Raw genomic sequence first — 25080 nt, 5'->3', positions numbered from 1 at the left:
CCCGGCGACGGCCGGGCCCGCTCTCCATCCACGACGGCTCACCGGTAGGTGGCGAGTTCACCCGTCCGCCGCACGTCGAGTGTCACGCAGTGGATGCCGCCGCCGAGGCTTCTGGCGTGGGTCAGCTGCGTCGGGATGACCTCCACCCCGTGGCGCTCCAGCTCCTTGATCAGTCCCGTCTGCCGCCGGTCCACGACAGCCTTCCCGGGTGCGATGACCAGGAAGTTCATCCCGATCCACACCGACGACTTCGGGTGGTCGCCGATGAAGCCGGTGTCGACCAGGTCAGGGCAGATCACCGTGTCCCAGCCGCGTAGGAAGTCGGGCATGTTGGCGTCGTTGACGCGGGCCGGGTTCACCAACATGAGGCCGGGCCGCAGCGGCACGATCGTCGAGTCGATGTGGGTGGACGGGTAGAGGCCCTCGCAGGGGTGCACGGTGTAGGTGTCGCCGAGCGCCGCCTGGAGCCACTGCGCGCCGAGCAGGTTGCCGCTGTCGGAGACCTGGTAGAGCAGGTCGGTGCCGAACCGCAGGATGTTGGCCGCGTCGAAGGCCGGTTCCAGGTTGCGCAGCCGCTGGCCCTCCGGCGCCTTCGGTTCGTACATGTCGTCGGTCAGGCGGGGCTTGGGCGCCGACAGCCAGCGGGCGCCGCTCTCGAGGTACTCCAGGAACAGTTCCTTGTACGCGAACCCTTCGAGGAACCGGGATCGCAGCACCATCGGCGACTCGATCAGCGTGTTGCCGACCGTGAGGAAGCCGTCCCGGGGGCAGTAGTCGTAGAACCCGTCGGTGCTCCAGTCGGGGGTGGTCACGACCGACTTGTGGTCGCGGCCGCCGGGGCGCCGCACGGTCACGCCGAGGCTCTTGAGCAGGTTGGCCAGCTCTTCGAGTTCGGCTTCGGTCTCCTCTGCCACGTGGTCGGGATAGGGGCCGGACGGGATGTGCTCCGGGTCCATGTCCGCGTACTCGATGGCGTGCAGGCTCCTGTCGGCCACCGGCACCCGTGCGCCGTCCATGGTGCCGACGACGATCTCCTCCAGTGGGTCCCATTCGTTGTGCACGTCGACCAGGCTCATCGGGTCGTTCCTCTCATGCCGGGCGCCGTCGGCGCCGTGTCGGTTGGAAAACAATTGCTAATAGGGTCTGCCTTTTATTCGAGTTCCAGTACAGCGGCCGTGGACACGTGATGTTTACCTACGAAACAAAGGGGCAACTCAGAGCCGGACCCACAAGGTCCTTACGGGTGAGTAAGGGGGCAAAATCACATGGTGATCAGGGGATCCACAAAAAATCCTTTTTTGGTGCGCAATTAAACAGAGCGGTCGGGCGAGGCACCCAGCTACCTCATCGAGGCGTCACACAATGACCATTCGCACACTCATCTGCGACGAACTGCCAGTGATCAGGGACGGCATGCGCACGCTGCTCGATGCCGTTCCGGACATCGACGTGATCGACACGACCGACAACGGCATGGAGGCCATCGTCCTGGTCCGCACCGAGCGGCCCGACGTCGTCGTCACCGATCTGAACTTACGGACCATCTCCGGATTGGAGCTGATCCGCCGGCTCGGCAAGGAAGTCTCCCCGCCTCACATCGTGGTGTTCACCGGGTCGGACGCCGACAAGACGGTCAGCGACGTGCTGCACGCGGGGGCGAGCTGCCTGCTCTGCAAGGACGCGAGTCCGCAGGAGCTGATCTCCGCGATCAGGGCGGCGGCCGAGGGCCGGACCGTGCTCGCGCCGGACATCGCGCAACGCCTGGTCACCTGGTTTCGCGAACAGCCCGACATCATGGAGCCCGAGCCGTGTCCGGAGGTGACCGACCTGACCCCCCGGGAGCGCGAGGTGACCCAGATGGTGGCCCGGGGCATGTCCACTGAGGAAGTGGCCCGCGCGCTGACCATAGGGGTGGCCACCGTCCGCACCCACCTCTATCGGGTGCGGACCAAGCTCGGGGTGCGCGATCGCGCCGAACTCGTCTCATTGGCTTACCGATGCGGGCTCATCCAACCGGCCTAGTCGCAGCCGGGCGGCGCCGGCCAGCCGCCACAGGGCGGCGGGCTCGCCGTACCGGCCGGACTCGGCGGCGGCCAGCCGGAAGTGGCGGTGCAGGCCGAGTTCGGCCGTCATCGCGCGCACTCCACAGCTCTGCATGCACGTCCGCACCACGTCGCGCGCGGTCTCGGCGGCCATCGCCAGCGCCACGATCGGGGCGGGGCCCGCTTTGGCCTGGCCCGAGTCGGCCAGCCAGGCGCCCCGGTACACCGCCGCGCGGGTCGCGCGCAGCGCCACCATGGCCCGCGCCAGCGGGAACGCCACGGCGGGCAGGTCGCGCAGCCGGGTGTCGAACTGCCGCCGGACACCGGTGTAGCGCACCGCGATCTCGTACGCGCCCTCGGCGATGCCCAGCAGGTAGCCGGCCTGGCGGAGCCTCGCCCGGGCCAGGGGGCCGGTGAGCGAGTCGTCCAGCCGGGCGACGACGGTGACCGGCGTGTTCTCGAACCGGACGACCGGCGGCCGGCCCCCGGTCTCCGCTTCGGGGCCGGACGCCGCGACGAGCATCGGCTCGCCGTCCACACAGGTGGCGACCAGGAACGGCCCCGGGCCATCGGTCGTCGTGACACCCGTCAGCTCCCAGGCGGGCGGGGTCGCGGTGACGCCGTCGCCGACGGGCAGCGCCTCGAACCCGGCCAGTGCCATTCCTGCGGGACAGCCCACGTCCGCGGCCATGGCGTCGGCCCGGTACGGGTTTCCGACGCCCGCGCGGCCGAGTTCCTCGCTGACGAGCACCCCGGCGGTCAGGCCGAGGTCGAGGCCACCGGCCGCGTCGGGCCGTTCGAGGTCGGCGACGCCCAGGTCGCCGAGCACGGCCCGGACGCGTTCGTCGGAAACCGGTGCGCCGTGCACCTCGGACCGGACGGGCACGTGGGCCAGGGCCGCACGCAACGCCCCGCGCAGGGGATCAGAGGTATGAGGCCCGATGGAGTCGAACTCGGCGGCCATGATCTGGAGCATCACCTCGGAGGTGCCCGCCGAGAGCGTGAGCCCCGGCGCCTCCCGGTAGGCGGAGTCGAGGGTCACCGCCGCCCTGGTGCGGTCGGCCCGCTGCCGCGGGCCGGGGAGGTCATCAGCCCAGGAGGCGATGCTCTGGGCGAGTTCGCTGCTGTGATACTTCGCGACCGCGGCGGCGACCGGATCGACCCGGCCGGCTTCGAGTCCGGCGAGGACCTCCCAGGCCAGGACGTGGTCGGCGGTCAGCGCGCCGTCCCAGCGGCCGATCTGTTCGAGGTAGGGGCCGGGATCGCGGTCGGCGAGCGCCTCCAGCGCGGCCTCCAGCCAGTGTTCGGCCTTGAGGTAGTAGTCGAGGCCGGTGCGTTCGATGGCCAGTGCCTCGTTGAGCAGCGGCCAGCCCTGGTCGCGCGGCCCGACCAGGTCGGCGCCGGACACCGGCACCGCGTCAAGGTCGACCTGGTGGAAGTGTTCATCGCCGATCCCCGGGATCACCGTCACGGTCACGCCGGGGGCCTTCAGGTCGACCAGAAACAGGCTGATGCCCTGGTATTTGCCGGTTCCCGGCGACGTGCGGGCCGCGCACAGGCCGAGGTCGACGAAGCGCGTCTTGAGGCTGAACACCTTCGTGCCGGTGATGCGGTAGCCGTCGCCGTCGGGTTCCGCCACGGTGCGCAGCGCGCCGAGGTCGGAGCCGGCGTCGGGTTCGGTGTAGAGGACCGACGCGAACCGCTCGCCCCGGGCCAGCGCGGGCAGGTGCCGTCGTCTCTGCTCGGCGCTGCCCGCCATCAGCAGGAACTGGCCGACGATCTGGATGGTGTTGACGTGCAGCGTGTCCGGCACGCCCGCGCGCACGAGTTCCTCCGCGACGATCGCGGCGTCGGTGAGCGGGCGGCCCGCGCCGCCGAACTCGGCCGGCCAGTGCACAGCGAGCAGTCCGAGCTCGCCGAGCAGGCGGTAGAGGGGCCGCTGGTCCTTCTCGACGCCGTCGGCGGAGGTGGCCTCCCCCACGGCCGCCCGCATCTCGGCGGAGCGCAGCGCCTTCCGGACGTCCCCTCGGAAGAGAGCTTGTTCCTCGGTGAATCCGTATCGCATGTCAGAGGGTCCGTTCGATCTCGGCGACGATCCGGCTCAGCGCCGGTTCCGTGAACAGGGTGTAGTGATCGCCGGGCAGGTCATGACTCTCGAAGGGGCCGGTGCAGACGTCCCGCCAGGGCTTGTCGAAGCCGGCCCGGGGTGAGGCGGCCAGCAGGGTGACCGGCCCGCCGTAGGGGGCGGGCGGGCGATACGACTGCAACGCCCGCGCGCAGGCCCGGAAGACGGCGTAGCGGTCGGCCAGGTCGTCGCTTCCCGCCAGGTCGCCACGCCCGGTGAGTCTGGCGACGTCGTGCTCGAAGCGCCGTCGGATCGTCGGCTCGTCGAGCGTCAGGTCGTCCTCGTCGTAGAAGGCGTCCAGCAGCACCACCGGGGGCCGTGCGCCGGTCTCCTGCTCCAGCTGCCTGGCGACCTCGAAGGCGAGAACGCCTCCGTAGGACCAGCCGGCCAGGCAGAAGGGCTCCCGCGCGCCGGCCAGCGCCTTCGCGATCCCGGCGGCGGTCGCGGGAATGGAGTCGGGCGGGGACAGGGCCGGGAACCCGGCCACGCCGACGCCCTCGGGCAGCGCCCGGACCAGCGGCATGTAGCAGAACAGCTCGCCGCCCGACGGGTGCACCAGGATCACCCGCGCCGGATCGGGTGCCCGCATCACGATCGGGCCCCCCTTCTCCGAGATCGGCTGCCGCGCGGTGTCGATGGTGGTGGCCAGGTGCGCGACGGTGGGTGAGGTGAAGAAGTCCGCGAGCGCCACCTCGACCTCGAACCTGCGCTTGATCGCGGACATCAGCTGCACCGCCTGGAGGCTGTTGCCGCCGGCCTGGAAGAAGTCGTCGTGCACGCCGAGCCGGTCATCGCGCAGCAACGGCGTGAGCACGTCGCGCAGCAATACCCGTTCGGTCGCGGTCCGCGGCTCGTCCCCTGCGGAGTCCGCCTGGCGAGGGTCGGGTGCGGGCAGCCGCCGCCAGTCGACCTTGCCGCTGCTGGTGAGCGGAATCTCGTCCAGGACGACGAAGAACGACGGGATCATGTACGTCGGCAGCACCGTCCCGAGATGCTCGCGCACCGCCGGCACCTGCTCTTCTGTGACACCCGTCAGGTAACCGACCAGGTGTTTGTCACCGGCGTCGTCGGTCCACGGCCGCGCGGTCACCGGCCCCATCCCGGCGAAGGCGGCCAGCGCCGACTCCACCTCGCCCAGTTCGATCCGCAACCCGCGGATCTTGACCTGCTGGTCGAGCCGCCCGAGGAAGACCAGCCGTCCGTCCGGCAGCCGTTTCACCAGGTCACCGGTCCGGTACAGCCGTCCGCCCGGCGCGGTGCCGAAGGGGTCGGCGACGAACTTCTCGGCGGTGAGCTCGTCCCGGTCGAGATAGCCGCGCGCCAGCCCGGCCCCGCCGATCACCAGCTCGCCCGGCACCCCGATCGGCACCGGCCGCAGGTCGCCGTCGAGCACGTGCGCGACGTGGTTGGCCATGGGCAGGCCGATCGGCGGCGAGGCGTCCCAGGTGCCCGCGCACTCCTCGACGATCATCGTCACCGTGCACTCGGTCGGCCCGTAGCCGTTGAACAGCCGCCGCCCCGGATTCCACCGATTGACGAGTTCGCCGCTGAACGCCTCGCCGCCGACGAATGCGATCCGCAGGTCGGTGAACCTCTCCGGGGTCAGCAGCGGCATCACGGTCGGCGGCAGGTCGATGACGGTGATGCCGGCCCGCTCCATCAGCGACTGGAGCCGGTCGACGGACAGCCGTTCGTCGTCGGTGGCCACACAGAGGCGGGCCCCGGTGAGCAGCGCGGAGAACGTCTCGAACACCGAGACGTCGAAGGTCGCCGACGCGAACCCGAGCACCCTGTCGGCCGGGGTCAGGTCGAACAGGTCCCGGGTGGAGTCGGTGAAATTGACCACGCCGCGGTGTTCGAGCAGCACGCCCTTCGGCCTGCCGGTGCTGCCGGAGGTGTAGATGATGTAGGCCACGTCGCCGGGCCCGGCGGCGAGCGGCGGGTTGCCGGCGGGGAGATCCCTGCGGATGTCGTCCACCACCAGAAGGGGCGCGGTGACCGCGCTCAAAGTCGCGGCGACCTCGGCGTGCGCGATCACCGCGCGCAGGCCCGCGTCGGCGGCGATCTCCGCTACCCGTGCGGGCGGATGGGCCGGGTCGAGGGGCACGTAGGCCGCGCCGGTCTTCAGCACCGCGAGCATCGCCGTCGGCAGGTCCAGGTTCCGGCGCAGGCAGAGGCCGATCCGGGTGCCGGGCGCGGCGCCGCGCTCGCGCAGCAGCGCCGCGAGCCGGTTCGCGCGGGCGTTGAGCTCCGCGTACGTGGTCTCCACATCATGGACGACCACCGCCACGCGGTCCGGCGCCTCCGCGACACGCGCCTCGAACTGCGCCACGATCGTGGTCTCCCGGATCGGCCGCATCGGACCGCGGCTGACCTGGGCGAGGAACGCGTTCTCCGCCGGGCTCAGCATGCCGGCGGCCGACAGCGGGGCGTCCGGGTCGGCGGTCAGGGCGCGCAGCAGTTCGTCATAGTGCCGGGCGAACCTGGCGATGCTCGCACCCTCGAAAAGGCCGGTGTCGTACGAGATGCGCAGCCGCCGCCCCCGCAGTCTCCAGCTCATGTCGAATCGAGAGTCACCGGCGAGGCCGTCCTCTTCCGACGTCACGAGCCCGGGGAGCCCGGTCGCACCACCCTCGGCCAGACCGAAGGTGAGCCGGCAGATCGAGGCGTCGAGCGGCAGGTCGCCGTGGGCGTGCGCGTCGGTCGTCACCCGCCTGACCCGCCGGACCAGCTCGCGGAAGGACGGGTCGCCGGAGACGTCCCCGCGCAGGATCAGCAGGTTCTCGAAGGGCCCGATCACCGACGCCACGGCGTCGTGGCGCCGGGTCGCGTCCGGGGAGCCGATCACCAGATCGTCCAGGCCCGAATAGCGGTGCAGGAACGTGAGGAACGCGGCGGCGAGCACGTCGAACGGGGTCACGCCCTCGTCGTCGGCCAGTTTCCCGGCCCGCTCCAGCCCTTCGGTCCCGACGTCGAATCCGCCGACGTCAAACGCCTCTCCGCGTGGCCCGTCGGCCGGGAACTCCAGGACCTCGGCGCCCGCCAGCTTGTCGCGCCAGTGAGCGGCCAGTTCGTCGGGATGGCTTTCGCGCTGCCACGCCGCGTAGTCCGGATACTGCACCGGCAGCTCGGGCAGCTTCGGGTCGCCGCCGTAGATCTCGGCCAGTTCGGCGGTCAGCAGCCCGATCGAGCAGTCGTCGACGATCATGGGGTGGGCGTCGAACAGGAACAGGTGCTCGTCCGCCGCCTCCCTGACCAGCGCCGCGCGCCACAGCGGGGCCCGGCTCAGGTCGAACGGCGCGCCGGTCCCTTCGCGGCCCTCGATCACGGGCAGCTCGACCGGCACCTCGGGGGCGACCACCTGCATCAGGCGGCCCTCGCGCTCGACGATCGCGGTCCGCAGCGCCTCGTGCCTGGCCACGACGGCGGCCAGCGCCGACCGCAGCGCGGGCACGTCCAGCTCACCCCGGAGCCGGAGGCACACCTGAACAGGCGAGGCGGACCGCAGGTTCTCCTGTGCGTACGACAGCGGCGCCGGGCCGGTGTTCCCGCGTGGCGCCGGGCCCCGCCAGGCCTCGGTCCGCTCCCTCAGCCGTTCCAGGAAGAGCGCCCGGCGCTCGGTCAGACCGGTCATCGCAGGCTCCTCTCCGGCAGCCGGGCCAGTTCCGCGATGGCGATGGACAGCACGTCGATGCCGCGCAGGTAGTCCGACAGCACGATGTGCTCGTTGTCGGCGTGGTCGAGGCGGCTGTCGCCGGGACCGTAGGTCGCCATCGGGAGGTCCCAGACCTCGGCGAGGGTGTTCATGTCGGAGGTGGCCGTCTTCACCACCAGCCTGGGCTGGGCGTGCAGCCGCCGGATGCCGGAGACCAGCGCGCGGGCGACGGGGTTGCTCCGGTCCGCCCGGCAGGCGGCCACCGAGTTCAGCACTTCCAGGTGGCCGGAAGGGAGGCGGGCGCGCAGGCTGCGCACCAGCCCTTCGGAGTCGAACCCCGGCGGGGTGCGGACGCTGAGGTCGGCGGTCGCCGTGGTCAGGTCGGCGTTGAGCTGGCAGAGCGTCGCGCCGGGCCGGCCGAACACGTCGTGGCCCACGTCGGGCCCGAGCAGGTCGACCAGGGCGTCCCAGCAGGCGACCGCCAGCTCCGACGCCTTCGGCACCGGGTTGCTCGGGTGCGTGGCCGGGCACCTGACGGTGTAGCGGAGGTCGAGCTTGCCCTTGTAGCCGAGCACGACGCTCGACCACCCGCTCGGTTCGCCGACGATCAGCGCGTCGGGCATGTCGTGGGTGGCCCTGATCGCCATCGCACCACGCGAGCTCGGGGTCTCCTCCTCCACGACGCCGATCACCACGATCCGGCCGGGGAAGTCCGTCGCGCCGGCGGCGGCGCAGATCATCGCCGCGAGCGGCCCCTTCGCGTCGACCGCGCCGCGGCCGTAGAGCTTGCCGTCCTCCGAGTGGACAGGAAGAAGGCCGGGGACGGTGTCGAGGTGCCCCAGCAGCATCAGGGTCGGGCCCTCACCGTGTTCGATCACGCCGATGACGTTGCCCACGACGTCGATGTGCGACTGGAAGCCCAGGTCGCCCATGGCCTCGGCGAGGAAGTCGGCCAGCGCGCGCTCCTGGTAGGACGAGGAGGGGATCTCCAGCATTCCGCGCAGCAGCCCGGCGGCGTGTGTTTCGGTGATCATCGCTCCGCCCGTTCCAGTAGATGTCCGACGATGTGGTCCGCGACGTCGACCCGGTCGCCGAGCGCGGCCTGGAAGCCGGCGAACTCGACCCGGTGGTTGACCTCCAGCACCAGCAGCCGTCCGTCGTGGTCTTCGATCAGGTCGACCCCGGCGATGTCGGCGCCGACGGCGGCGGCCGCGTCGATCGACAGCTTGGTGATCTCGGGGGTCGTCTCGCAGGGGTGGGTCCGCCCGCCGAGCGCCACGTTGGTGCGCAGCGAGTCGCCGGTCCGGTAGACGGCGCCCAGCAGGTCGCCGCCGACCACGATCGCCCTGATGTCCCGGCCGGGCTTGTCGATCAGTTCCTGGACGTATCCCAGGTGCGACTGCGGGCCCGGCAGCGCGGCGACGTACTCGAACACGCCCTCGGCGGTGGCGCGGTCGGGCAGCCGGACCACCAGACGGCCCCACGAACCGACCAGCGGTTTGATGAGCGCCGGATAGCCGATGGAGTCGAGCGCGGCCAGCGCGGCGTCCGGCGTGAGGCCGATCGCGGTGCGCGGGGTCGGCACCCCGGCCGCCTCGAACGCCAGCGTGGTGCGCCACTTGTCGCCGCACACCTCGGTCGCGTCCGCGCTGTTGACCACCTCGGCTCCCGCCGAGGCGAGGCAGCGGGCCGCGTAGGCCGCGCGGACCTGGCCGATCTCGCGGTTCAGCACGAGGTCCCAGGCCAGGTCACGCCGCCCGGCCACGAACCACTGCCCGCGTGTGTCGACGTGGTCGAATTTCACACCGCGCCGGTCGAACGCGTCGAAGAGTCTTTTCTCGTCGGCGCCGACCCTGCTGGCGAGTACCGCGATCCTGGTTGGCACGTGACCTCCCGAAATAGGCGTCGCAACGGACGCTACGGGGCGCCGGCAAAATACGCGTCCACGAGAAGCTTATTCAGACTGCGCATTTCGCTTACCCGTCGCGGGGTGCTGGCGTGCCATTCTGAAATGGAATCCCCATGGGCTGAAAGGAGAAATCGTGGAGCACATTCCCGGGCGATTACCGGTGCTCGCGCTGTGGAGCGCGCCGCGCTGCCGCTCGACCGCGTTCGCGCGGATGATGGCCGAGCGGGGCGACCACGTCGTCGTCCACGAGCCGTTCTCCCTCGTGGTCGACTTCGGCGAGGCGAAGGTCGGCGAACGGGTCGCGCACACCGAGACGGAGGTGCTCGCGGCGCTGCGGGCCCTCGCGGCGGAGCGGCCGGTGTACTTCAAGGACACCACCGACTTCCACTACCCGGCGCTGCTCGCCGACGAGGCCTTCCTGGCGGCCGCCACCCACACCTTCATCGTCCGCCACCCGGCCGAGGCCATCGCCTCGCACTTCAGGCTCAATCCGGACCTCGGCCGCGACGAGATCGGCTTCGCCCGCCTGTACGAGATCTTCGCCGCCGTCCGGGCCGCCACCGGCGCCACGCCGGTCGTGATCGACTCCGACGACCTGCTCGACCGGCCGGCCGAGACCGTGCGGGCCTACTGCGCGGCGGTGGGCATCCCCTTCATCCCGGACGCGCTGAATTGGCAGCCGGGCATGCGCTCGGAGTGGGAGACGACCAGCCGCTGGCACGAGTCGACCAGCAGGACCACCGGCTTCGCGCGCGGGTCGGGGGGCGGCGCGGAAACGGTCGCCGCGAACCCGGCGCTGCGGGCCCACCTCGATTACCACCTGCCCTACTACGAGCAGCTGAAAGCCGTCGCGTTGAGGCCGGAATAATCAGTGTGATTACCCGTGACTAAACACCGCGCGGATGGACGCAGAAAATCAGCGACCTACATTGGAAAATGCCATGAGCGTTCTACTCGAGCCGGTCGACATCGCCGGCCATCGAAACAACACGGGCATCTCCGCGGCGACGGAGACCAAAGCGGGAGCTTTCAACGTGTGGGGCAACTCGTTCGCCGCCGAGTACCTGCCCGAGGGCGACAGCCTCGTCCACGTGGCGGGAGTCCCCTTCCGGTTCCCTCCGGTCTGCGAGGGACCTGACAACATCCGGTGCGCCGGGCAGTTCGTCCGGGTGCCCGAGGGGCGTTACGACTGGGTCCACGTGCTGGCGGCGGCCGAACGGCGCTGCGAGGACCTCGTCGAGATGAACTACGGCGACGGCTCGGTCGACCAGGAACCGCTGCGTGTCTCCGACTTCTGGGCGGCGCCCGCCTGGTTCGGCGAGGTCAAGGCGTTCGAGACGCCGGTCATGCACTACCCGCACCACGTGCAGCAGCGGGTTCCGGCGGTCATGTGGGCGCAGCGGGTGCCGGTCACCCGGCGGGCCGACCTGGCCGGATTACGACTGCCGCGCAACGTCGCGGTGCACGTCTTCGCGATGACCCTGCAGCGGACGGAGGCCGGCGCATGACGTACATGACCAAAGGACCGGAACCCGAGCTGTGGTACCGCGACCTGATCAGCTGCCTGCAGGCCACGTTCGGCTCGCTGGTGGCGCGGGAGGGCGCCGACCCGCTGGCCGTGCTCGGCGCGGGCTGGCGGTTCCTGCACCTGCCGGGCGACGTCCGGTCGGAGGAGTTCTACTACCCGTGCGAGGACGACGATCTCGGGGCGGCGCTGGCGCCGCACCACGGCCTGCACGCGCAGTGGTGGCAGCCCGAGGACGAGGACGACCCGTGGCGGGAGATGCGCGCGAAGCTGGCCGAAGACCGGCTGGTCATCGCCGCGGTGGACAACTTCCACCTGCCCTTCCGGCCCGCCTACGGCGACGTGCACGCCGCGCATCTCGTGGTGGTCTACGGCCTTGACGAGGTCCGCGGCCTGGTCTACGTGTCGGACGCGATGCCGCCCGCGTTCCGGGGGGCCGTGCCGATCGAGGCGTTCCTGCGCAGCTGGGGGTCGGCGAACCCGACCGACGTACAGGACGCGTTCTTCAGTGACTCGCGGATCGGGCGGCGCTGTCTGGACGTCAGGCTCGACGCCCCGGTCCCTGACCTGACTCCCGAGGTGCTCGCGGGCTACCTGAGCACCGACGTCGAGATCTTCAACCGCACCGGTCTGGCCGGGTTCGACGCGTTCGCGGGGGAACTCGTCGACCGCTGCGAGGCCGGTGACGCCGGGGCGCTGCGCGAGCTCTACCCGTTCGGCTGGGGCATGCAGGCGCAGGCCTCGCTGCACGGAGAACTGCTGCGTCGCTGCGGCCGTGAATGGGGCGACCCGGCGCTCGCCGGGGCCGGCCGGGCGGTCGAGTCCGTCGCGCACGCGTGGACGGGACTGCGGATCACCGGCGCCCACGGGCTCGGAGACGCCCAAGCCGCCGCCGCGGACATCGCGCGCCACGCCACCGTGCTGCGCGGAAAGTACGCGGAAGCGGTCGACACCCTGTCGAGAGGACTGAGATGAGCAAGCTGGCAGCGTTCGGGGGTACCGCGGCCGTGCCGAAGGACCGGCGCCGCGTCGACTGGCCGTTGATCGAGGACGAGGACCGCAAGGCCGTCCTCGACGCGCTCGACGGTTCAAGGCTGGTGTCCAATTCCGACGGCGCGAACCCGGTGTCCACCCTGGAGGAGAACTGGGCCGGGCACTTCGGCTTCGACCACTGCGTCGCGGTGTCCAACGGCACCGCCGCCCTGTCGCTGGCGCTGGCCGCGCTCGGCGTCGGCCCGGGTGACGAGGTGATCGTGCCCGCGCTCAGCTTCATCGCGACCGGGCTCGCGCCGGTGCACCAGATGGCCGTCCCCGTGTTCGCCGACGTCGACCCGGTCACCTTCAACCTCGATCCGGACGACGTGGAGCGCCGCATCACGTCCAGGACCAAGGCGATCATCCCGGTGCACCTGCACGGCGCGCCCGCCGACATGGACCGGCTGACCGAGATCGCGCGCAGGCACGGCCTGGCCGTGATCGAGGACGCCGCGCAGGCCCCCGGCGCCACCCACAGAGGGCGGCCGGTCGGCGGGATCGGCGACGCGGGCGCGTTCAGCCTCCAGGTCACCAAGAACATCCCCACCTGCGGCGAAGGCGGCCTGCTGGTGACCCGCGACGCCCAGCTGGCCGAGTCGGTGCGCCGGGGCCGGCAGTTCGGCGAGGTGATCGAAGCCGGCCGCGACCGCGACTACGTGTCCTACGGCCTCGGCTGGAACCACAAGATGAACGCCCTCCAGGCCGCGTTCGCCGACACCCAGCTCGCCCGGTTCGACGACTACGAACGCGCCCGCCAGCGCAACATCACCGAGTTCCTCGGGCGGCTCTCGGTGCTGCCCGGCCTGCGGGTGCCGACCGCGCTCCCGGGCACCACTCACGTCTGGCACATCCTGCGGTTCCGGTTCGACCCCGCCGCGTTCGGCCTCGACGGCGTGCGGCCGGAGGCGCTGCGCTCGACGCTGCGGCGGCTGCTGCGCGCCGAGGGCGTGCCGATGTCCCAGTACCAGCTCATGCCGCTGCCCGACCAGAAGGTCTTCGTCGACCGCTTCGGCTTCGGCGGCGGCTACCCCTGGTCGGTGACCGGCGCGGCCGAGAAGGACGTGGCCTATCCGGTGACCCGGGCGATCATCGCCGACTCGCTGACCCTGCAGAAGCGCCACCTCCACCCCGGCTCGGGCGACCTGCTCCGCCTCTACGCGGACGCCTTCGAGAAGGTGTGGGCGAGCCCCGACATGGTGGCCACCCTCACGAAGGCGGCGTCATGACCCAGCTCGCGACCGAAACACTGCAGTCGATCGCCGCCCGCATCCGCTCGCACGTCGTCGACATGTGCGCGGGGCCTGAGGGCGGCCATCTCGGCGGCGCGTTCTCCAGCGCCGACATCCTCACGGCGCTCTACTTCTCCGTGCTGAACGTGGACCCGGAACGGCCGGACGACCCCGACCGCGACCGCTTCCTGCTCAGCAAGGGCCACGCCGCCGTGGGTCTCTACGCGACGCTGGCCGAACGGGGCTACTTCCCGGTCGAGGAACTGGCCGGATACGGGCGGCCCGGCAGCAGGCTGATGGGCCATCCGGTCCGCGCCGTGCCCGGGGTGGAACTGCCGACCGGATCGCTCGGCCACGGTCTCTCGCTGGCCTGCGGGTTCGCGCTGGCGACCAGGTACGCCGGCCGTGACTCGCGCAGCTTCGTCCTGCTCGGCGACGGCGAACTCCAGGAGGGTTCGGTCTGGGAGGCGGCCATCGGGGCCGTGTCACTGGGGCTCGACCGGCTGGTCGCCGTGGTCGACCGCAACGGGCTGCAGCTCACCGGCGCCACCGAGCGCATCGCGCCGATGGAGCCTCTCGCCGACCGCTGGCGCGGTTTCGGCTGGTCGGTCCGCGAGGTGGACGGCCACGACGCCGACCAGGTCGCCGCCCACCTCGCCGCCGCGCCGTGGGAACCGGGCCGGCCGAGCGTGCTGATCGCCCGCACGGTCAAGGGCCACGGGCTCCCGTTCCTCGAAGGCCGGGCGGCCAGCCACTACGTGACGCTGTCGGAGCGCAACCACGCGCGGGCGCTCGGCGCGTTGGAGGTCTCATGAGCCGCGCCACCCGGGAGGCGTACCGGGACCGCCTGCTGCCGTTGATGAACCAGCGTCCCGACCTCATGTGCCTCGACACCGACACCGGCCTGTTCAACGCGGAGTACATCACCGCGGCCGGTGACCAGTACCTCAACCTCGGCATCGCCGAGCACAACCTGATGGGCATGGCCGCCGGGATGGCGGCGTGCGGGCGGATGCCGTTCGTCAACACGATGGCCGCCTTCGCCACCTCCCGCGCGCTGGAGCCGATCAAGATCGACATCGCCTACAACCAGTTGCCGGTCCGCATCATGGCCACCCACGGCGGCCTCGCGGCCGGCCACCTCGGCCCGACCCACCAGGCCCTGGAAGATCTCGCCGTCCTGCGGGTGCTGCCGGGCATGACCGTCGTGGTCCCCGCCGACGCCGCCGCCACCGAGGCGTTCGTCGAACAGAGCCTCAGCCTGGACGGCCCCCTCTACGTCCGCCTCGGCCGCAAGCCGACTCCGCCGCTGCCCGGGTCGACGGCTCCCCCGGTCATCGGGCGGGCGCAGACGCTGCGGCAGGGCGGCGACGTGGTGCTCGCGGCCTGCGGCCCCTATCCGGTGCTCGCCTGTCTCGCCGCGGCCGACGTCCTCGCCGAGAACGGTATCGAGGCGACCGTGCTGAACCTGCACACGCTCAGCCCGTTCGACACCGAGACGCTGGTGGCGGCGGCGCGACCAGCCTCACTCGTCGTGACCGTCGAGGAGCACTGGCGCAGCGGCGGACTCGGCGGCGCGGTGGCCGAGACCCTGGCCGAGGAAGCGCCCACGCGAGTGCTGCGGCTGGGCATGCCCGACCAGTTCGTCGACGAGGTCGGCAACCAGGAGCACCTAGTCACCCACTACGACCTCACCGCGGAGCGGGTGGTGCGGACCGTCCGCGCCGCCCTCGACCAGAAGGAGACGATCAGATGACCCAGCAGATGACCATCGTGCGGACCTGTCCGGAGTGTGAAGACGAGGTACAGGTCAGGGAATCGGCCCGGCTCAACGAGATCGTCGAGTGCGCGGGCTGCCGGAGCGAGCTGGAGATCGTGGCATTGAGTCCGCTGGTACTCGTCCTCGCACCGGAGGTCGAAGAAGATTGGGGTGAGTGATCATGATTCGCGTGGCAGTGGTCGGCGCGGCCGGCTACATCGGCGGTGAGCTGCTCAGGCTGCTCATCACCCATCCCAAGATCGAGGTGGCGGCCGCGGTCTCCACCCGGTTCCCCGGCAAGCGGGTCGACGGCGTGCACCCGAACCTGCGCTCCCAGACCGACCTGCTCTTCTGCGCGCCCGAGGAGGTGGAGGGGTGCGACATCATCTTCCTCGCCACACCTCATCGCGCCGCCATGACCCAGATCGGCCGCTGGACCGAACAGGCCAAGCTGGTCATCGACCTCACCGGTGACTTCCGGCTGGACGACACCGAGGTCTACGAGCGCTACTACGGCGACGAGCACGCCGCGCCGCACCTGCTCGACGACTTCGTCCCGGGGATCCCCGAGCTCTACCGGGACGAACTGCGCGGCGCCGACCTGATCAGCGTGCCCGGCTGCATGGCGCTGGCGGGGGTGCTCGCGCTCTACCCGCTCGTGTCACGGGACCTGGTGGAGGAGACGGCCCAGTTCGACGCGCGCACCGGATCCAGTGGTTCCGGCGCCACGGCGGGTGAGGGCAACCTGCACGCCGAACGCAGCGGCGCGATGCGGGTGTTCGCGCCGACCGGGCACCGGCACGAGGCGGAGATCACCCGGCACCTCGGCATCCCGACCACCATGACCGCGACCGGCGTCGAGGCGGTGCGCGGCGTGCAGACCATCTGCCACGCCGAACTGCGTCCCGGGGTGGACAAGTCGACCGTGCGCAGGGCGTTCCGCGAGCAGTACAAGGACGAGCCGTTCGTCCGGCTGGTCGCCCAGCAGCACGGCACCTTCCGCTACCCGGAGCCGAAGATCCTGCAGGGCTCGAACTTCTGCGACGTCGGCTACGCCGTCGACGAGGACGACGGCCGGCTGGTGACCATCGCGGCGCTGGACAACCTCATGAAGGGCGGCGCGGGCAACGCGATCCAGTGCCTGAACATCCGCATGGGCTGGCCGGAGTCGCTCGGCCTGTCCTTCCCGGGCCTGCATCCGGTCTGATCCTTCGGCGAACTGGAGACATCGTGATCGTCGTCAAGTGCGGGGGCAACTCGGCCGTGGACGCCGCCGGCATCTGCGCCGACGTCGCCGGGCTCGTCCATTCGGGAGAGCCCGTCGTCCTGGTGCACGGAGGTTCCGGGGAGATCGCCCGGCTGGCCGGGAGACTCGGGGTGCCGCAACGCACCCTCGTCGCCCCGGACAACGTGTCCACCAGGTACACCGACCCGGCGACTCTGGAGGTCGTCGTCCTCGCGCTTGCCGGTTCGGTGAAACCGAAGCTCGTCGCGGAGCTGGCCCGGCTCGGCGTGCCCGCCGTGGGGCTCACCGGCCTCGACGGCGGGATGCTGCGGGCCCGCCGCAAGGGCGCCGTCCGGTCCGTCGTCGACGGCCGGACGACGCTGGTCAGGGACAACCTCAGCGGCCGGCTCGGCGAGGTGCGCACCGCGCTGCCGAACGCCCTGCTGGAGGCGGGTTTCGTCCCGGTGATCTCACCCCCCGCGATCGACGAGCACGACCAGCCGGTGAACGTCGACGCCGACCGCGTCGCGGCGGCACTCGCCGCGGCGCTCGGCGCCGACCGGCTGGTGCTGCTGACCGGCGCGCCCGGGGTCCTCGCCGATCGCGACGACGCCACCAGCGTCCTCCCGGTGTACGACGTGCCGGCGGCCGGCGCGCCCGGCCGGTTCGCCGGGGGCGGCATGGCGCTCAAGCTCGTCGCGGCCCGTGAGGCGCTGGCGGGTGGCGTGAAGTCGGTCCTGATAGCCGACGGGCGGGTGTCCAACCCCGTCAGCCGGGCAGTGGACGGCCACGGCACCGACGTCCGGCTCGGGGAGGCCTCGTGAGTCAGGCCGTACAACAGGGCAGCTTGTGGCGGCACCGCGACTTCATGCTGCTCTGGTCCGGGGAGACGATCTCCCAGACCGGGGCGCAGATCTCGCTGGTCGCGGTGCCGCTGACCGCGATCACCGTGTTGCACGCCGGGCCGACCGAGGTCGCCCTGCTGACCGCGCTGCAGTACGCGCCGGTCATCCTGATCACGCTGTTCGCCGGCGCCTGGCTCGACCGGCACCGGCGCAGGCCCGTGCTGGTCGTGACGAACCTGCTCCGGTTCCTGCTGATCGTGCTGATCCCGCTGAGCTACCTGGCCGGCATGCTCTCGCTGGGTCTCCTCTACGCGGTGACGTTCGGGATCGGGCTGCTGATGGCGGTCTTCGACGTCGCCTACGTGGTCTACCTGTCGTCCCTGGTGTCCCGCGACCAGCTGATCGAGGCGAACGCCAAGCTGGAGGGGACGTATTCGATCGCGCAGATCGGCGGCCCCGGCATCGGCGGCGTGCTCGTGCAGGTCGCGACCGCCCCCGTCGCCCTCATCGCCAACGCGGCGACGTGCCTGTTCGCCGCGCTGGCCTTCGTCGGCATCCGCAAGCCCGAGGTCGTCGAGCCGCCCGAGGGCGAACGCCGGTCGATGCGGGCCGAGATCGCCGAAGGGTTACAGGCGATCCTGCGGCATCGGGTGCTGCGGATGCTGGCCGTCCAGGCCGCGCTGTTCAACCTGTTCGAGCAGATCGTGCTCACGCTGTATCTGCTCTTCGGCGTCCGCGAGCTGAAGCTCGGGGCGGGCGAACTCGGCCTCATCCTCACCACGGCCAGTGTCGGCGGCCTGGTCGGCGTGCTGGTGGCCGCCCGCGCGGCGGCCGCGATCGGCACCGGCCGGTGCATCGTCATCTCGATGGTGGTCAGCGCCGCCGGGCTCGTGGTCGTCCCGTTCGCACCGGCGACGCCGGTGCTCGCGATCGTCGTGCTGATCGGCGGTTTCGTCGTGTACGGCTTCGGCCTGGGCATCTTCAGCGTGCACTCCCTGAGCGTCCGCATGGCGCAGGCCCCGCCCGAGCTGCTCGGCCGGATCACCGCGACCTTCCGCCTGCTCATCTACGGCACGATCCCGATCGGCGCGCTGCTCGCGGGCGTGCTCGGGAACCTGGTCGGCATCCGCGCCGCGATCATGTTCGGCGCGGTGCCGCTGCTCGCGCTGTCGACCCTGTTCTGGTTCAGCGCGGTGCGCCATGCCGACATCTCGAACGGAGGAAGCCCATGACTTTCTACTCCAGCGCGAACTGGCTCGACTTCTGCGCCACCGAACACGGGGCCGAGGTCGAGGTCGTGTCCGCCGGCGAGGTCTCGGTCCCGGTGACCGGCGGAGCCGATCTGACAGGTTCGTCGTACGACTGGAACGCCAAACTGGCCGACCGGTCTCTGCCGACACTCGGGGCCGAAGGGCTGCTCGTCGGCCCGTGCGAGGGCTACCAGACCCACGTCCTCGGGTCCGGCGAGGTCACCGGACTGCTCGCCGAGCTCCGCGCCAGGAACCAGACCTGCGTGGCGATGTATCTGGACACCGAGGGCGTCCGCCGGTTCCGCGCCGCGGGCGTGCAGGCGCCGCCCGTCCTGCTGGACTGCGACGCCTGGATGCCGGTCCCCGAAGGCGGGTACGACGCCTGGCTCGCCACCCTGAGCGGGAAACGGCGCACCGCCGTCCGCAAGGAGGTGAGCGCCTTCACCGAGGCGGGCTTCCGGATCGAGCACCTGCCGCTGCGCGAGTGCAGCGCCGCCATCGCCCCGCTCGCGGTGACCACGGAGGCCAAATACGGCTTCCAGGCCGGCGCGGACGACGACCTGGCCACCTTCCGCAACCACGAGAAGTGTCTCGGCGACGCCGCGAGGGTCGCCCTGTGCACGCTGGACGACACCCCTGTCGGCTTCTGCCTGTACTACGTCTGGCAGGACACGATCTTCCTGCGCTGGGCCGGTTTCGACTACTCCCTGCTGCGCGACGCCTACGAATACTTCAACCTGCTCTATTACGAGCAGTTCCGCTGGGCGTCCGAGCAGGGGATCCAGTGGATCCACGCCGGGATCAAGGCCACGAAGGCCAAGGCGGCGCGCGGCGCCGCGATCCATCCGCTCTGGCTGCTCGATCTCTCCGAGAACAGCCCCCTCATCGGCGCGGAGCAGGCCGTACACGACCACAATTCGGCGTTCCTCGACGCGCTATTGGAGGACAGCACGCTCGCCCGAAGCATCGCCGACCTGGAGGAATGGAAATGAACGACCACATCGCGCTGGCGGAACGCTGGAGCGCGCACAACTACCACCCGTTACCCGTGGTGCTGTCCTACGGCGAAGGCGCCTGGCTCACCGACGTGAACGGGCGTCGCTACCTCGACTTCCTCGCCGGATACTCAGCGCTCAACTTCGGCCACCGGCACCCCGCCCTCATCGCCGCCGCCAAGGAGCAGCTCGACCTGCTGACGCTGACCGGCCGGGCCTTCCACAACGACCAGTTCGGCCCGTTCTGCCAGGAGCTGGCCGAGCTGACCGGCACCGAGATGGTGCTGCCCGCCAACTCCGGCGCCGAGGCCGTCGAGTCGGCCGTGAAGGTCGCAAGGAAGTGGGCCTACCAGGTCAAGGGCGTGCCCGACGGCGCCGCCGAGATCGTGGTCGCGGGCGCCAACTTCCACGGCCGCACCACGACGATCATCTCCTTCTCCACCGACGAGGCCGCCCGCAACGAGTTCGGCCCCTTCACCCCCGGCTTCAAGGTGGTCCCGTACGGCGACATCGACGCGCTGCGCGCGGCGGTCACCGACAACACGGCGGCGGTCCTGCTGGAGCCGATCCAGGGCGAGGCCGGGGTGATCGTCCCGCCGAAGGGCTACCTCACCGAGGTCCGCCAGCTGTGCGACGACACCCACACCCTGTTCGTCGCCGACGAGGTCCAGTCGGGCTTGGCCCGCACCGGCGCGACGCTGGCGCTCGACCACGAAGGCGTCCGCGCCGACCTCTACACCGTCGGCAAGGCGCTGGGCGGCGGCATCCTGCCCGTCTCGGCGGTGATCGGCCGCGCCGACGTCCTCGGCGTGCTCAAGCCCGGCGAGCACGGCTCGACCTTCGCCGGCAACCCGCTCGCCTGCGCGGTCGGTCGCGCGGTCATCAAGCTGCTGGCCACCGGGGAGTTCCAGGAACGCTCCCGCGAACTCGGCGCCTATCTGCACTCCCGGCTCGGCGAACTCGAAGGCGTCGCCGAGGTGACCGGCCGAGGCCTGTGGGCCAGCGTGCGGATCGCCGAGGGCCGCCCGACCGGACGCCCGGTGTCCGAGGCGCTGGCCGAACGCGGCGTGCTGTGCAAGGAGTTCCAGGACACCCTCCGGGTGGCGCCGCCACTGGTGATCACCCGTTCCGAGATCGACTTCGGCGTCGACGCGATCGCCGACGTTCTAGGAGGTGGACGCCATGTCTGACCGGATCCTGGTGATCGGCGGCAAGCTCCAGCACGTGCGCAAGGTCCGCGACCTCGGCCTCGACGTCGTGCACATCCAGTTCCCCGACGAATACGACCGCGTCCACTCGCTCTACGTCGACCAGGCGATCCTGCTCGACTACGGCGACCTCGACAAGGTCGTGCCCCTGGCCAAGGCGCTGCACGAGGTCTTCCCGTTCCGGACGGCCGTGTCGCAGTTCGAGCTCGGGCTGCTGCCGGCGGCCCGGATCAACGCGGCGCTCGGCCTCACCGGCGAGTCCGTCGACACCGTGGAGCTGCTGCTGGACAAGTGGCGGATGCGCCGCCACCTGGCCGCGCAGGGCGTCAGCCCGGTGGCCTCGGCGGTGGGCAGGTCGGCCCAGGACGTCCAGGACTTCGTCAAGGCGCACGGCCTGCCGATCATCGTCAAACCGATCCGCGAATCGGGCAGCCTGGCGGTGTTCCGCATCGACGACCAGGCCGGCGTCGACGCCGTCGCCGACCGGTTCCTGGCCCTCGACGGGCAGTTCGACGCCAGAGACCTGACCGCCGCCGACTCCTTCGAGGAGTTCCTCCTGGAGGAGTTCCTGGACGGCCCGGAGATCAGCGTCGAGACCCTGAGCTTCGACGGCCACCACGTGATCATCGCGGTGACCGAGAAGGAGTGCGGCGGCCCCGGCGGCTTCGTCGAGATCGGGCACTCCCAGCCCGGCGACTGCCCGCCCGAGGTGTCGCAGCTCGTCATCGACTTCCTCGACGCGGTCGGCCTGCGCAACGGCCCCGGCCACACCGAGGTCATGCTGACCTCACGCGGCCCGAAGATCGTCGAGTCGCACAACCGCGTCGGCGGCGACCGGATCAACGAACTGGCCGAGATCGCCTACGGCGTCGACATGGAGCGCTACGCGCTGACCGCCGGACTGGGCGTGCTGGAGCCGCTGATCGTCTCCCCCGAACCCAAGGGCGGCGCGGCCATCCGCTTCCTCACCCCTTCGCCGGGACGCGTCCTGGAGGTGACCGGCCTCGACGAGGTCCGCGCCGACCCGGCGTTCGCCGACGTCCACCTGGACGTGGGGCCGGGCGACGAAGTGCCCCCGCTGAACTGGAACGAGGACAAGGTCGGCTACGTCATCGCCCGTGGCGCCACCGCCGCCGAAGCGATCGCCAACGGTAAGCGGCTGGCCTCGCTCATCCACGTGCGGACTCTGCAGGAGGACAAGTGACTGACTTCGAAGGACTGGTCGCGATCGTCACCGGCGGCGCGTCCGGCATCGGCCTGGCCACGGCGAGACTCCTGGAGAGCAGAGGAGCCGACGTGGTCGTCCTGGATCTCAAACCGGACGGCCTCCCCCACGCCATCGCGACCGACGTCACCGACGACGCCCAGGTCAAATCGGCCGTCGACGCCGTGGCCGAACGGTTCGGCCGGCTCGACGTGGTGGTCAACAACGCCGGGATCAGCGCCGTCGGCGACATCGCCGGGAACAGCGACGACGAGTGGATGCACGTCCTGAACGTCAACGTGCTCGGCATGGTCCGGGTCGCCCGGCACGCGCTGCCGCACCTGCGCCGCTCCCCCGCCGCCGCGATCGTCAACACCTGCTCGATCGTCGCCTGGGCCGGCATGCAGCAGCGGGTCCTCTACTCGGCCAGCAAGGGCGCGGTGTACGCGCTCACCCTGGCGATGGCCGCCGACCACGCCCGCGAGGGCATCCGGGTCAACTGCGTCGCCCCCGGCACGGCCGACACGCCCTGGGTCGACCGGCAGATGGACCAGGCCCCCGATCCGGCGGCGGCACGGGAAGCGCTCACCTCGTTCCAGCCGACCGGCCGCCTGGTGTCGGCCGACGAGGTCGCCGGGGCGATCGCCTACCTGGCGAGCCCGCTGTCGGGCGCCTCGGTGGGCACCGTGCTCGCCGTGGACAACGGCATGCACGGCCTGCGGCTGCGGCCTACCGGCTGATCAGCGCCTCGACGGCGGCCAGATCGGGCAGCGACGGGCTGGCCCCCGGGGCGGTGGTGGCGAGCGCGCCGGCCGCCATGCCGCGCAGGATCGCGGTGGCGTCGTCGAGCCCCGCCGCGAGGGCGGCGCCGAAGAACCCGGTGAAGGCGTCGCCCGCCGCCGTCGTGTCGACGGGCGTCACCGGATAGGCCGGGTAGTGGCGGGTGCGTTCGGCGGTGACCGACAGGGCGCCGCCCGACCCGAGGGTGATGAGGGCGTGGCCGACCCCCCGGTCGAGGAACCAGGACGCCGCCCGCGCGGCCGACTCCAGATCGGTGACCCGCACCCCGGTCAGCACGCCCGCCTCGCTCTCGTTCGGCGTCACGACGTCGACGTGCCGCCACACGTCGTCGGGCAGCGCCTGCGCGGGAGCCGGGTCGAGCACCACCGTCAGCCCGGCGGCCCTGCCCGCCTTGGCCGCGTGGCAGGTGGTCGCCATGGGGACCTCCAACTGGAGCAGCAGCACACCGACCTGGTCGCGAACGGCCCTGATGCTCTCCTCGGCGAGGTCGGCGCCGAAGGCGGCGTTGGCGAGCGGGACGATGACGATGTCGTTCTCGCCCGAGGCGTCGACCCGGATGTGGGCGACGCCCGTCCGGTCGCCGACCGTGCGGACCTGCCCCAACTCGACCCCGTGCGACCGCAGCCCCGCCAGGACGAGGTCGCCGAACGGATCGCGCCCGACACACCCGGCCAGCCACGTGGGCGCGCCGGCCCTCGCGGCGGCGACGGCCTGGTTGGCGCCCTTGCCGCCGAGGACGAGGGTGAAGTCGTCGCCGAGCACGGTCTCGCCGGGACCGGGAAATCTCCGGCTGAACGCCGTGACATCGGCGGTGATGCTCCCGACGACGAGGACGCCCTTCGGTTTCATGCTGGTCGTGCCTTCCGTGCTCGAGGCGGGGGAACGTGCTGCCCCTTCGGCGGAGCCGTCGACGCGCGATCGATCAGCTTGACGCCCAGCACGATGCGCCGGGGGATGTCGTCGACATACTGCGGGTCGAGACGGCGCAGGAGGAGCCGCATCGCCAATACCCCCTGCTCGACCATGGGCCGGTCGATCACGGTGAGCGGCGGGCGGAGCAGCGGGCCGGTGTCGAGGTCGTCGAACCCGATCAGGCTGATCCGTCCCGGCACGTCGACCCGCATGTCGTGGAGCGCTTTGAGCGCGCCGAGGGTCATGAGGTTGTTCGCGGTGAAGATCGCGGTGGGCGGCTCGGGCAGCGAGAGCAGCGACAGGGTGAGCTGGTAGCCGCTCGACTCGCGGAAGTCGCCGATGAGGTCGTGTTCCGGCGCGATGCCGACGCCCCTGGCCGTGAGCGCCGCCAGGAAGCCCTCGCGCCGCCGCCTGCCGGGCGTCGTGTCGGGCGGCCCGTTGATCGCGGCGATCCGGGTGTGGCCGAGGCCGAGCAGGTGCTCGACGGCCTGCCGCGCGCCGTCGACGTTGTCGACCAGGACCGCGTCGAATTCGTCGCCCTCCATCAGGTCGCGGTCGATGAAGACCAGCGGGACCTTGCTGTCTCTGAGCTTCAGCGGGGTCTGGTCGCGTTCGGTGGCGGGGGCGAGGATGACGCCGTCCACCCTGCGCGCCATGTCGGCGAGCACGTGGTCTTCGCGCTCGCTGCTCTCGTCGCTGTTGGCCAGCAGGATGCGGTAGTTCTCCGTCCGGGTGACGGACTCCATGCCCTTGACCACCGCGGCGAAGTAGGGGTTGGTGATGTCCGGGACGACGACGCCGATGGTGTGGGTGCGTCCGGATTTCAGCGACTGCGCCGCGGCGCTCGGCCAGTAGCCCAGCTCGTCGACCGCCGCCCGGATGGCCTCCGGCGAGCGCACCGACTGGCCACGCAGGAAGCGTGAAACGGTCGCCGGGGACACCCCGGCGCGTGCCGCGACCTCATGGATCGTCACCAAATGCGCTCCCAATGAAACCGTTGTCAGTGGACCTTGCACCCTCACCTGCGAAAACGTCAATCCTGACCGTTCCGTCGTCACCGACTCGTGACTTCCGCCGCTTTCGAGGGCCCCCGCCCGGTCGGCCTGGAGCTGCGAAATGCAATCGTTGTCACCGCTCTGACCAGGGCTTCAGTGTCACGAACAGATGTCTTTGCGTTAACTCCGCGCACTCCCTCTTGACAGGGGATCGGCGTCAGGGCGATCGTCCTACCAGCAACTATGCGGAGTTCGCCCCGTTTCCTGGGGGTTTGTCTGCCAGAGGAGTGCCGGTGATTGGTCCTGAAGGACGGCGCGGGAGTTGGCGCCTGTCCAACGCCCGAGGGACACCGTTTTCAGTCTGAC

The 25080-nt window shown here is 71.0% G+C and carries 22 protein-coding genes; 15 read left to right on the top strand and 7 right to left on the bottom strand.

What is annotated here, in order from left to right:
- Window positions 1-38 precede the first annotated feature (38 nt).
- On the bottom strand, window positions 39-1076 hold the full coding sequence (locus tag AW272_RS29730) for an inosamine-phosphate amidinotransferase 1 (protein WP_066372163.1): 1038 nt from the start codon (window positions 1074-1076) through the stop codon (window positions 39-41).
- Between the two features lie 286 nt (window positions 1077-1362).
- Here AW272_RS29730 and AW272_RS29725 point away from each other — a divergent pair, with 286 nt between their 5' ends.
- Entirely contained in the window at window positions 1363-2022 is a 660-nt protein-coding gene (locus AW272_RS29725) for a response regulator (protein ID WP_066372162.1), read from the top strand.
- Here the strand turns inward: AW272_RS29725 and AW272_RS44560 are convergent.
- The 4 genes from AW272_RS44560 to AW272_RS29700 are packed head-to-tail and all read right to left on the bottom strand — an operon-like array spanning window position 1984 to window position 9707.
- Window positions 1984-4107: an acyl-CoA dehydrogenase family protein gene (locus tag AW272_RS44560; protein ID WP_218011122.1), complete on the bottom strand. Its 2124-nt coding sequence runs from the start codon at window positions 4105-4107 to the stop codon at window positions 1984-1986. The two genes, AW272_RS29725 and AW272_RS44560, sit on opposite strands and share 39 nt — an antisense overlap.
- Window position 4108: 1 nt before the next feature.
- Window positions 4109-7801, bottom strand: a complete 3693-nt coding sequence (locus tag AW272_RS29710; protein ID WP_066372160.1) for a non-ribosomal peptide synthetase — start codon at window positions 7799-7801, stop codon at window positions 4109-4111.
- Window positions 7798-8856: a M20/M25/M40 family metallo-hydrolase gene (locus tag AW272_RS29705; RefSeq protein ID WP_066372158.1), complete on the bottom strand. Its 1059-nt coding sequence runs from the start codon at window positions 8854-8856 to the stop codon at window positions 7798-7800. Before AW272_RS29705 ends, AW272_RS29710 begins: the two co-directional genes overlap by 4 nt.
- Window positions 8853-9707, bottom strand: coding sequence for a RimK family alpha-L-glutamate ligase (locus AW272_RS29700; RefSeq protein WP_066372155.1), 855 nt, complete (start codon window positions 9705-9707; stop codon window positions 8853-8855). The genes AW272_RS29705 and AW272_RS29700 overlap by 4 nt, the downstream gene beginning before the upstream one ends.
- Window positions 9708-9864: 157 nt before the next feature.
- On the opposite strand from AW272_RS29700, the gene AW272_RS29695 reads away from it, so the two are divergent.
- The 14 genes from AW272_RS29695 (at window position 9865) to AW272_RS29630 (ending at window position 22746) form a co-directional block, all read left to right on the top strand.
- The gene (locus AW272_RS29695) at window positions 9865-10599 is read left to right on the top strand and encodes a sulfotransferase-like domain-containing protein (protein ID WP_066372152.1); all 735 of its coding nucleotides are present in this window, start codon (window positions 9865-9867) and stop codon (window positions 10597-10599) included.
- Window positions 10600-10672: 73 nt separating this feature from the next.
- Entirely contained in the window at window positions 10673-11239 is a 567-nt protein-coding gene (locus tag AW272_RS29690; protein ID WP_218011121.1) for a beta-sandwich domain-containing protein, read from the top strand.
- Window positions 11236-12231, top strand: coding sequence for a BtrH N-terminal domain-containing protein (locus AW272_RS29685; protein WP_083958800.1), 996 nt, complete (start codon window positions 11236-11238; stop codon window positions 12229-12231). Before AW272_RS29690 ends, AW272_RS29685 begins: the two co-directional genes overlap by 4 nt.
- Complete coding sequence (locus tag AW272_RS29680; protein WP_066372146.1) at window positions 12228-13517, top strand: DegT/DnrJ/EryC1/StrS family aminotransferase; 1290 nt, start codon at window positions 12228-12230, stop codon at window positions 13515-13517. The genes AW272_RS29685 and AW272_RS29680 overlap by 4 nt, the downstream gene beginning before the upstream one ends.
- Window positions 13514-14335 (top strand): transketolase, encoded by an 822-nt coding sequence (locus tag AW272_RS29675; protein ID WP_066372144.1) that lies wholly within the window; start codon window positions 13514-13516, stop codon window positions 14333-14335. Before AW272_RS29680 ends, AW272_RS29675 begins: the two co-directional genes overlap by 4 nt.
- Window positions 14332-15276 carry a transketolase family protein gene (locus AW272_RS29670; protein WP_066372143.1) on the top strand — a complete coding sequence of 315 codons (945 nt, stop codon included), beginning with the start codon at window positions 14332-14334 and terminating at the stop codon, window positions 15274-15276. The genes AW272_RS29675 and AW272_RS29670 overlap by 4 nt, the downstream gene beginning before the upstream one ends.
- Window positions 15273-15458 (top strand): lysine biosynthesis protein LysW, encoded by a 186-nt coding sequence (gene lysW / locus AW272_RS29665; RefSeq protein WP_083958798.1) that lies wholly within the window; start codon window positions 15273-15275, stop codon window positions 15456-15458. Before AW272_RS29670 ends, lysW begins: the two co-directional genes overlap by 4 nt.
- 2 nt (window positions 15459-15460) lie before the next feature.
- Window positions 15461-16486 carry an N-acetyl-gamma-glutamyl-phosphate reductase gene (argC, locus tag AW272_RS29660; RefSeq protein ID WP_066372576.1) on the top strand — a complete coding sequence of 342 codons (1026 nt, stop codon included), beginning with the start codon at window positions 15461-15463 and terminating at the stop codon, window positions 16484-16486.
- A 23-nt stretch (window positions 16487-16509) separates the two neighbouring features.
- On the top strand, window positions 16510-17328 hold the full coding sequence (locus tag AW272_RS29655; RefSeq protein ID WP_218011120.1) for a [LysW]-aminoadipate kinase: 819 nt from the start codon (window positions 16510-16512) through the stop codon (window positions 17326-17328).
- The gene (locus tag AW272_RS29650) at window positions 17325-18581 is read left to right on the top strand and encodes an MFS transporter (protein WP_157518874.1); all 1257 of its coding nucleotides are present in this window, start codon (window positions 17325-17327) and stop codon (window positions 18579-18581) included. Before AW272_RS29655 ends, AW272_RS29650 begins: the two co-directional genes overlap by 4 nt.
- The gene (locus tag AW272_RS29645) at window positions 18578-19591 is read left to right on the top strand and encodes a GNAT family N-acetyltransferase (protein WP_066372142.1); all 1014 of its coding nucleotides are present in this window, start codon (window positions 18578-18580) and stop codon (window positions 19589-19591) included. Before AW272_RS29650 ends, AW272_RS29645 begins: the two co-directional genes overlap by 4 nt.
- A complete protein-coding gene (gene rocD, locus AW272_RS29640; RefSeq protein ID WP_066372141.1) occupies window positions 19582-20784 on the top strand; it encodes an ornithine--oxo-acid transaminase in 1203 nt (400 codons plus the stop codon). Before AW272_RS29645 ends, rocD begins: the two co-directional genes overlap by 10 nt.
- Entirely contained in the window at window positions 20777-22006 is a 1230-nt protein-coding gene (locus AW272_RS29635) for an ATP-grasp domain-containing protein (protein ID WP_066372138.1), read from the top strand. The genes rocD and AW272_RS29635 overlap by 8 nt, the downstream gene beginning before the upstream one ends.
- Window positions 22003-22746, top strand: coding sequence for an SDR family NAD(P)-dependent oxidoreductase (locus AW272_RS29630; RefSeq protein WP_066372135.1), 744 nt, complete (start codon window positions 22003-22005; stop codon window positions 22744-22746). Before AW272_RS29635 ends, AW272_RS29630 begins: the two co-directional genes overlap by 4 nt.
- On the opposite strand, the gene AW272_RS29625 is transcribed toward AW272_RS29630, so the two are convergent.
- Complete coding sequence (locus AW272_RS29625; protein WP_066372133.1) at window positions 22736-23656, bottom strand: ribokinase; 921 nt, start codon at window positions 23654-23656, stop codon at window positions 22736-22738. The genes AW272_RS29630 and AW272_RS29625 overlap by 11 nt on opposite strands.
- Entirely contained in the window at window positions 23653-24693 is a 1041-nt protein-coding gene (locus tag AW272_RS29620) for a LacI family DNA-binding transcriptional regulator (RefSeq protein WP_157518873.1), read from the bottom strand. The genes AW272_RS29625 and AW272_RS29620 overlap by 4 nt, the downstream gene beginning before the upstream one ends.
- Between the last annotated feature and the right edge of the window lie 387 nt (window positions 24694-25080).

The organism is Herbidospora mongoliensis, from assembly GCF_001570545.1.
Taxonomy (GTDB): domain Bacteria; phylum Actinomycetota; class Actinomycetes; order Streptosporangiales; family Streptosporangiaceae; genus Herbidospora; species Herbidospora mongoliensis.
The sequence above is the reverse complement of the archived record's forward strand: the minus strand, read 5'-3'. Positions and strand labels throughout refer to the sequence as shown.